General features: G+C 72.0%; 7 protein-coding genes. 2 read left to right on the top strand and 5 right to left on the bottom strand.

The features are described from left to right. Positions 1-449: 449 nt before the first annotated feature. From ADL05_RS19275 to ADL05_RS19265, 3 genes are all read right to left on the bottom strand, one after another. Entirely contained in the window at positions 450-1,115 is a 666-nt protein-coding gene (locus ADL05_RS19275; RefSeq protein ID WP_053618388.1) for a maleylpyruvate isomerase N-terminal domain-containing protein, read from the bottom strand. A 112-nt stretch (positions 1,116-1,227) separates the two neighbouring features. Continuing rightward, positions 1,228-1,848, bottom strand: coding sequence for an FMN reductase (locus ADL05_RS19270; RefSeq protein WP_053618387.1), 621 nt, complete (start codon positions 1,846-1,848; stop codon positions 1,228-1,230). Continuing rightward, positions 1,845-2,948, bottom strand: a complete 1,104-nt coding sequence (locus tag ADL05_RS19265; RefSeq protein WP_053618386.1) for an LLM class flavin-dependent oxidoreductase — start codon at positions 2,946-2,948, stop codon at positions 1,845-1,847. Before ADL05_RS19265 ends, ADL05_RS19270 begins: the two co-directional genes overlap by 4 nt. Before the next feature lie 397 nt (positions 2,949-3,345). Here ADL05_RS19265 and ADL05_RS19260 point away from each other — a divergent pair, with 397 nt between their 5' ends. After that, positions 3,346-3,564 carry a hypothetical protein gene (locus tag ADL05_RS19260; protein WP_053618385.1) on the top strand — a complete coding sequence of 73 codons (219 nt, stop codon included), beginning with the start codon at positions 3,346-3,348 and terminating at the stop codon, positions 3,562-3,564. On the opposite strand, the gene ADL05_RS19255 is transcribed toward ADL05_RS19260, so the two are convergent. Together ADL05_RS19255 and ADL05_RS19250 are read right to left on the bottom strand one after the other, a co-directional pair. After that, complete coding sequence (locus ADL05_RS19255) at positions 3,537-3,911, bottom strand: ADP-ribosylation/crystallin J1 (protein ID WP_156365923.1); 375 nt, start codon at positions 3,909-3,911, stop codon at positions 3,537-3,539. The two genes, ADL05_RS19260 and ADL05_RS19255, sit on opposite strands and share 28 nt — an antisense overlap. Before the next feature lie 559 nt (positions 3,912-4,470). After that, positions 4,471-5,502, bottom strand: a complete 1,032-nt coding sequence (locus ADL05_RS19250) for a LacI family DNA-binding transcriptional regulator (RefSeq protein ID WP_231640818.1) — start codon at positions 5,500-5,502, stop codon at positions 4,471-4,473. 319 nt (positions 5,503-5,821) lie between these two features. On the opposite strand from ADL05_RS19250, the gene ADL05_RS19245 reads away from it, so the two are divergent. Then, positions 5,822-6,787: an ABC transporter substrate-binding protein gene (locus tag ADL05_RS19245; protein WP_053618383.1), complete on the top strand. Its 966-nt coding sequence runs from the start codon at positions 5,822-5,824 to the stop codon at positions 6,785-6,787. The last annotated feature ends 19 nt before the right edge of the window (positions 6,788-6,806 follow it).

Below are 6,806 nucleotides of genomic sequence, written 5' to 3'. Positions count from 1 at the left end.
ATGTTCCGGAGACGGGGGGGGTGGGGGGTGTGCGTTCGACGGTGCGGGACGGAGTGGGGGTCGGGGGCCGTCCGGACCGGGTCGGCGCTGTCCCGGTCGGTGTGGGAGCGCTCCCGTCACGGGAGCGCTCCCAAGCAGTGCCGAAAAGTTAACACCGGAGGAAAGCCGCTGCAATGGGGGTAACGAGAAGGATTGCGCGCGGAACTCACACCTCGCGCACGGCCGCGGGGGCGCCGCGCGAGGGTGTGCGGACGAAGGACCTGGTCGTCGTCGTGGTGGGCCTTCCGGGCGGCCCCCCGCGGGGCGCGGGGTCCGCCGGATCGGCCCCGGCGGTGTGGCGGCGGTGGTGATCCGGCCGACCTCCCGGGCCCGGTCCGCCGCCGGCGCCGCCCACGCCGCGGTCCGGCCGGGCGAGGGATTCCCCACCCGGCGGCCGGTCGGCCACGGCCTCAGACGGCCAGGTCGGCCTCGGGCGCGGGCAGGGTCGGCAGGCGGTGCGCGACGGCGCCCGGGTCACCGCTCCAGTCCATGGCGGCGATCTGCCGCGCGCTGCGGCGGCCTGTCACGGCGCGCGCGATCTCGAAGGCGCTGCCCCGCCACTCCAGGTCGGCCCCCTCGCCCAGCCGCCACTCCTGCCCGGTGTCGGTGGCCAGGACGCGTACCCCCGGCAGGTCCGGGGTCCAGCCGCGGGCCAGTCCGCCCAGGACGAAGTGCGCGAGCTGGTCGGCGTCCTGTGTCTGTGCGCCCAGGCCCAGCGCTCCGCGGACGTCGTTCTCGTGGTGCCACACGTCCAGGGCGGGCAGGCGGTAGCGCGCCCGGGTCTCGCGTGCGAAGACCTCCAGCAGGGCGGGGGTCTCGCGGCGCCACTCGGCGCACACGGCGTCCAGGTCGGCGTCGGCGCGCTCGGCGACCTGGCGGGCCGTGACGGTGTCGTCCGAGGGCGGCACCAGACCGCGGACCACGTCGGCGCACACACCCGCCATGTGGGCGTAGGCCTGCAGGACGTTCCAGGCCGGGAGGGCGGGCACGGGAGTGGCGGCCTGCTCGGGGGTCAGCCCTGCGGCCAGGTCGAGCAGGCGGTCCTGGCAACGGGTGTAGACGCTCGCTGAATCCATGGCGACACGTTACCGAACGCCGTTCGGTCAACGCCGCCCGGCCCGCGCCTGGCAGCGGGCGGCGAGATCGGTCCGGCGGGGCCGCGCGGCGCGGCCCCGCCGGACCAGCGGGTCAGGCGCCCAGGCCGGACATCAGGTCGGCGAAGGGCGTGGGCTCGTCGTAGGGGTCCCTCGTCCGGGACTCGTGCTCGGCGACGAACGCCGCCAGCTGGCCGGCCGCGCGTTCGATGCGCTCGGTCAGCTCACGGCCCCCGGCCTCCCCCGCGCCCCAGTCCTCCGACGCGGCGTAGACGCCGGTCGGCGCGACGATCGAGCGGGTGTGGGAGAACAGCGGGCGCAGGGCGTGCTCCAGCACCAGCGAGTGCCGCGGGCTGCCGCCGGTCGCGCCGACCAGGACCGGTTTGCCGTCCAGCGCCTCGGGGTCGACCACGTCGAAGAACGACTTGAACAGGCCGCTGTAGGAGGCGTTGAACACCGGGGTCACGGCGATGACGCCGTCGGCCGACGCGAGGTCGTCCAGGATCCCGCGCAGGTCGCCGGTGGGCACGGCGGTGGTCATGGCGTTCATGACGTCGTGGGCCACGTCGCGCAGTTCAACCGTGCGCGTGCGCACGTCCTCGCCGCGGTCGGCCAGGGCGCGCTCGGTGGCCGCGGTCAGCCGGTCGGCGAGCAGCCGCGTCGAGGACGGATTGCTCATACCGGCCGAGACGGTGACGAGCGAACGGGTGGTCATGAGAGCTCCTTGGTTCCTTCGGCCCCCTGCCCCCTGGCCGCCAGGAGGGAGGAGTGGGTGGGTGCGTCGGGGACGTGGGCGGGCCGGCCCGCGGCGAACTCCTTGCGCAGGACGGGCACGACCTCCTCCCCCAGGATGTCCAGCTGCTCCAAAACGGTCTTGAGCGGCAGCCCGGCGTGGTCCATCAGGAAGAGCTGGCGCTGGTAGTGGCCGAAGGAGTCCCGGAAGCCCAGGGTACGGTCGATGACCTGCTGCGGGCTTCCCACGGTCAGCGGGGTCTCGCGGGTGAACTCCTCCAGGGAGGGGCCGCCGCCGTAGACCGGCGCGTTGTCGAAGTAGGGACGGAACTCCTTCACCGCGTCCTGGGAGTTCCTGCGCATGAACACCTGACCGCCCAGTCCGACGATCGCCTGGTCGCCCTTGCCGTGGCCGTAGTGCTCGAAGCGGCGCCGGTAGAGCGAGATGAGCTTCTTGGTGTGGGTCGCGGGCCAGAAGATGTTGTTGTGGAAGAAGCCGTCACCGTAGTAGGCGGCCTGCTCCGCGATCTCCGGGCTGCGGATGGAGCCGTGCCAGACGAACGGCGGGACGCCGTCCAGCGGGCGCGGGGTGGAGGTGAAGCCCTGCAGGGGCGTGCGGAACCTGCCCTCCCAGTCGACGACGTCCTCGCGCCAGAGCCGGTGCAGGAGGTTGTAGTTCTCCAGCGCCAGCGGGATGCCCTGGCGGATGTCCTGCCCGAACCAGGGGTAGACGGGACCGGTGTTGCCGCGGCCCATCATCAGGTCCACGCGGCCGTCGGCCAGGTGCTGGAGCATCGCGAAGTCCTCGGCGATCTTCACCGGGTCGTTCGTGGTGATCAGCGTGGTCGACGTGGACAGGATCAGGTCCGTGGTCCGCGCGGCGACGTAGCCGAGCATGGTGGTCGGGGAGGACGCCACGAAGGGCGGGTTGTGGTGCTCACCGGTGGCGAAGACGTCGAGGCCGACCTCCTCGGCCTTGAGCGCGATCGTGACCATGGCCTTGATGCGCTCGGCCTCGGTCGGCGTGCGCCCGGTGGTGGGGTCGGTGGTGACGTCGCTCACCGAGAAGATTCCGAACTGCATGGCCGCCCTCCAGTTAACTTCCAAAGAAGTAGTTTCCAATTAAACTATCATCTCGAACGGTCCGGCCCACGCAGGTATTCCCCGTGCGCGCACGCGTACCACGGGCGGCCCCCGCCGTGCTCCCGCACCCCACGGCGGTCGCCCTCCGTGTCCGCTCTGTCCACAGGCCGCCCGGTGTGCGTTCACCCGGATGTGGTGCGCGGGTACGACAATCCCAACGGATCGGCCCCTCCGGGGAACGCGGAGCCCGACGGAACCGGTGAACCGTCGTCACCGCGTGCTATCCCTGGAGGAGTCGGCCCACGGTCACCGGCGGTGACGGCGACCACGACGGCTGAGAGAACGTGAGCACACGAGAAGGAGGAGGGCGCGGCCCACCGGACGCGCCCGACATCCCATGGCCACCACCCTCGATCCCCGACGGCACCCCTCCCCCACCGACACCCCCCGCGACGTCCCCAGCGACATCCACTCGACCGAACGCGAGCCCGTGGTCCTCTCCGACGCCCTCGGAGACGTCATGGCCGCCCTCACCGCCGTGGACCCCGACCTCGCCCTCGTCCACGGCGGCGACGCCGCGTCCGGCCCTCAGCCGCGCTCGATCCCCTCGGGGTGACCGGGCAGGAACGACCGGACGAGCGTGATGGGCCCGCACAGGTGCGCGTTGAACGCGGCCAACTCCTGTGCGGGCACCCACAGTTCCAGGATCGTACGCCCGCCGACCTGCCGCACCGGGTATCGTCCGGCGTAGTGCGCGTCGACGCGAAAGCGTGTGACATGGCCCTCGCCGTCGCGCGGCAGGTTCCACTCCCGGGCGATCCGCGCCGCGTGGTCCTCGTTGAGCACCGGATAGAAGATCGGCTGGCCGGGCAGCCGGGGCGGCCACTCCCGCCAGCCGGAAGCCCGCACCAGCGCCAGTTCCGCGGGCCCGGTGGGGCGCCACAGGGTCAGTGTCTCGGTCACGGGAACGTTCCTTCCGTCGTGGGGGAACGCGAGCATAGGGACCCGTGCCCGAGTCCGCACTCGCTTTTTACCGAAGGAATCGAAAATCCATCGACTGGTCGGGAACACTGGTTGTAGGCGAGGCGTTGTCACAGGTGAAAGCGCCCCAGACTGACTCCCGAAAGCCCCAGCCACCCATCCAGTACCTGTGAGGGCGTTCTCCACACAAACCATGCGCGGATGCGCGCGCTCGTGTCGGCAATGGGGGTTTCCGACACGTATTCAGTCGCCGCATCCGCCTTCCCAGCGGCCAGACCGCACCTTGTGCACACTGGCCGCGCACGCTGTGGCCCGCGTTGGGGGACGCGGGCCACAGCCATGTCCGGGGTCGTACCGGTGCGCCGGTGCGGCCCCGGACCCGTGTCGCACCTCAGCCACCGGCAGGCCGTCCCCCGCCGTTCAGCCGCCACGGTCGGCCGCCTCCGTGGCCGTCAGCCACCGGACGGCCGCCTCCGTGGCGGACCCGGCCGGCCGCGTCCGTCGCCGCTGAGGCGACCTGGGCGGCCGCGTCCGCCGCCGCTCAGCCGGCCGGGGCCGCCACGCTGTCGCGTTCGACGAGGGTCGGGGTGATCACCCGGCGGGTGGAACCGGCCACCTCGCCCGAGATCACCGACAGCAGCACGCTCAGGGCCTCGGCGGCCACGCTGTCGAAGTCGGGTCGCACGGTGGTCAGCGGCGGGATGAAGAAGGGGGCCTCGGGAACGTCGTCGAATCCGACCACGCTCACGTCGCCCGGCACGGACCTCCCGTGCTCGAACATCGCCCGCAGGATCCCCAGCGCGAGGTGGTCGTTGGCGGCGAACACCGCCGTCACCTCGGGCATGCGGGCGAGCATCAGCCCGGCGCGGTAGCCCGAGGCGGCGCTCCAGTCGGCCGCGTTGACGGGCGGCACCTCCGCGCCCGCCTCCTCCAGGGCCCGGCGCCAGCCGCGCACGCGCCCGGCGGCGTCGAACCAGTTGGCCGGACCCGACACGTGCCAGACCGTGCGGTGTCCGGCGTCCAGCAGGTGCCGCGTGGCCAGCCGGGCACCGGCCTCCTGGTCCACGGTCACCAGGGTGGCGTCGCGTTCGGGGTCGCCGTCCACCGCGACCAGGGGGACCTCGGTCGGCACCTCGCCCAGCGCCTCGGCGGCGGCCGCGGTCGGCGCGATCACCACGATCCCCGCCACCCGCTGTTCGCGGTGGTGCTCCACGGCGGCGGCGATGGAGCCGCGGTCCAGGACCCGCACCCGGCGCACGCTGACCACGAACCCCTGCGCCGCCGCGGCCAGCTCGAACGCGGCCAGGAGCGAGGAGGGGCCGAACAGCGTCGAGTTCTGGGCCACCACGCCGATCAGCTGGGACCGGCCGGTCGCCAGGGCGCGGGCGGCCCGGTTGGGGCGGTAGCCCAGTTGTTCGATGGCGGCGCGCACGCGCAGCCGGGTCTGCTCACGGACGTTGGGGTGCTCGTTGAGGACGCGGGACACCGTCTGGTGGGACACGCCCGCCAACCGGGCGACGTCCGTCATGGCGGGGTCGCGGTTGACCCGGACGGACGAAGGCGTGTGGTCCACCCATGACTCCTCGGCTGTCGGCGTGGTCCGCCCACTGGGTCGTCGGCGGCCACCAGGCTATGTGATCGGCCGTTCGGTGCCGCGGCGGCGGACCGGTCGCGGCTCCGGGATCGGGGTCCGGTACGGCCCGCATCCCGGGCGTCAGCTCCCGAAACACGGTTGGCGCTAACATACGCCGTTCCGCGACGGGGAGCAATGTCGTCGAATCGTGCCGCCCAGAGGGGTTGACTCACAAAATGTTAGCGCTCACTATATTGGCCACGTGATCCTGATCACCCCCACATCCGAGGGATCACCGTCGAGATGGAGGCTCCCCCCAATGAAGAGGTTCACCACGGTCGCCGCGGCGCTCGTTCTCACGACGGTGACCGCCTGCGGTTCGGGCGGCTCCGGCGGCTCGGACGAGGCCGACGACGGAACGATCACCATGGGCTTCGCCCAGGTCGGCGCCGAGAGCGGCTGGCGCACCGCCAACACCCAGTCCATCCAGCAGGCCGCGGAGGACGCCGGGATCGAACTGCAGTTCTCCGACGCCCAGCAGAAGCAGGAGAACCAGATCCGGGCCATCCGGTCCTACATCCAGCAGGACGTCGACGTCATCGCCTTCAGCCCGGTCGTGGAGACCGGGTGGGACGCGGTCCTGCTGGAGGCCCAGCGCGCCGACATCCCCGTCATCCTCACCGACCGGGCCATCGACTCCGACGACACCTCCCTGTACGAGACCTTCCTGGGCTCCGACTTCGTCGAGGAGGGCCGCAAGGCCGGGCAGTGGCTGGTCGAGAACGCCGAGGGCGAGACGAACGTGGTGGAGCTGCAGGGCACCACCGGCGCCGCCCCCGCCATCGACCGCAAGGAGGGGTTCGAGGAGGTCATCGCCGACAGCCCGGACATCGAGATCATCGCCACCCAGACCGGCGACTTCACGCGGTCGGGCGGCAAGGAGGTCATGGAGGCCTTCCTGCGCTCCCACGACGACATCGACGTGGTCTACGCGCACAACGACGACATGGGTCTGGGAGCGATCGAGGCGATCCGCGCCGCCGGCATGGAGCCCGGCGAGGACATCCAGATCATCACGGTCGACGCCGTCGAGGCGGGCATGGAGGCCCTGGCCGCGGGCGAGATCAACTTCATCGTCGAGTGCAACCCGCTGCTGGGCGACCAGCTGATGGAGCTCGCCGAGCAGGTCGTGGCGGGTGAGGAGGTCCCCGAGCGCGTGGTGGTGGAGGAGACCACCTTCACCCAGGAGGAGGCCGAGGCGGCCCTGCCGGACCGCCAGTACTAGGCGCTCCACGGGTCCACGA

The organism is Nocardiopsis sp. NRRL B-16309, assembly GCF_001279585.1.
GTDB lineage: Bacteria > Actinomycetota > Actinomycetes > Streptosporangiales > Streptosporangiaceae > Nocardiopsis.
Note: the sequence above shows the minus strand (reverse complement) of the source record. Positions and strands in the feature narration are given on the sequence as shown.

Excerpts from the sequence above, each read along its gene's own strand:
- ADL05_RS19275 (WP_053618388.1), bottom strand. The coding sequence starts at position 1,115 with ATGGATTCAGCGAGCGTCTACACCCGTTGCCAGGACCGCCTGCTCGAC.
- ADL05_RS19270 (WP_053618387.1), bottom strand. The coding sequence starts at position 1,848 with ATGACCACCCGTTCGCTCGTCACCGTCTCGGCCGGTATGAGCAATCCG.
- ADL05_RS19265 (WP_053618386.1), bottom strand. The coding sequence starts at position 2,948 with ATGCAGTTCGGAATCTTCTCGGTGAGCGACGTCACCACCGACCCCACC.
- ADL05_RS19260 (WP_053618385.1), top strand. The coding sequence starts at position 3,346 with ATGGCCACCACCCTCGATCCCCGACGGCACCCCTCCCCCACCGACACC.
- ADL05_RS19245 (WP_053618383.1), top strand. The coding sequence starts at position 5,822 with ATGAAGAGGTTCACCACGGTCGCCGCGGCGCTCGTTCTCACGACGGTG.